2 protein-coding genes are annotated in these 886 nt (G+C 32.5%); both read left to right on the top strand.

Annotated features, from left to right (window positions below):
- On the top strand, positions 1-375 hold a 375-nt coding region (locus ACO5GE_RS01420), incomplete at its 5' end, for a P1 family peptidase (RefSeq protein ID WP_484829140.1).
- Positions 376-387: 12 nt separating this feature from the next.
- Complete coding sequence (locus tag ACO5GE_RS01415; RefSeq protein ID WP_484829139.1) at positions 388-792, top strand: 23S rRNA (pseudouridine(1915)-N(3))-methyltransferase RlmH; 405 nt, start codon at positions 388-390, stop codon at positions 790-792.
- Positions 793-886 lie beyond the last annotated feature (94 nt).

The raw sequence follows: 886 nt of genomic DNA, 5'->3' as shown, positions 1-886 counted from the left end.
GGTGTATTGAATGATGATAAAACAGAAATCATTTCTTCTCATCATCTGATGTTAGAGGGAGCAGAAAGAGACTTATCAGGAAAAAACACTACCATAGGATGTATTTTGACGAATGCAAAACTAACTAAAACAGAGTGTAATAAAGTATCTGAAGTAGCGCATAACGGATATGCACTTTCTATTCGCCCAATTCATACAAGTATGGACGGAGATACGATTTTTACGATGGCATCAGGGAAAGTAACAGCAAATTTGGATACCGTTTGCTATCTGGCACAGGAGGCAATGAAACTTGCAGTTATCGATGCAATTAAATCATCAGAGTCAGTGCAAAATATCCCGTCTTATCGAAGTATTCAATCAGAAAAAAAGTAGGGTAAGGAATGTATGATGAATATTACAATTGTAGAATCGAAACAAAAGAAACTGTCTTTTTATCAAAAAGCAATAGAAGAATATGAAAAGAGATTAACTAGATATGTGAAACTGAAAAAGGTTCATAAATTGGATAAAAAATGGCAAAATAAAGAAGGTTGTATTGTTTTGAAGATAGAAACAGGTACAGACACCGTTTCTTCAGAAGAATTGGCAGAAAAGATATCAGAGTATAGTGTATTGGGAAACAGTCATCTTATTTTTTGTTTAGAGGAGATAGAACAGAATGAAGAACAAGAAATGATATCGCTTTCTTTTTGCAGTTTACCGATTTCCAAAGAGATGAAAAGTGTGTTACTCAGAGAACAGCTGTATCGTGCCTATCGTATTTTGAATCATGAGCCGTATCATAAATAATAAATGTTTCACGTGAAACAGTTTGATATTGTATAAAAAAATAAAAATAATTTTATTTAAATACTTTATAAAACAAAATCTAGGTTCGTGTAGG

Source organism: Filifactor sp. (assembly GCF_057248345.1).
This window is presented reverse-complemented; position numbering and strand designations above follow the sequence as displayed.

Excerpts from the sequence above, each read along its gene's own strand:
- ACO5GE_RS01415 (WP_484829139.1), top strand. The coding sequence starts at position 388 with ATGATGAATATTACAATTGTAGAATCGAAACAAAAGAAACTGTCTTTT.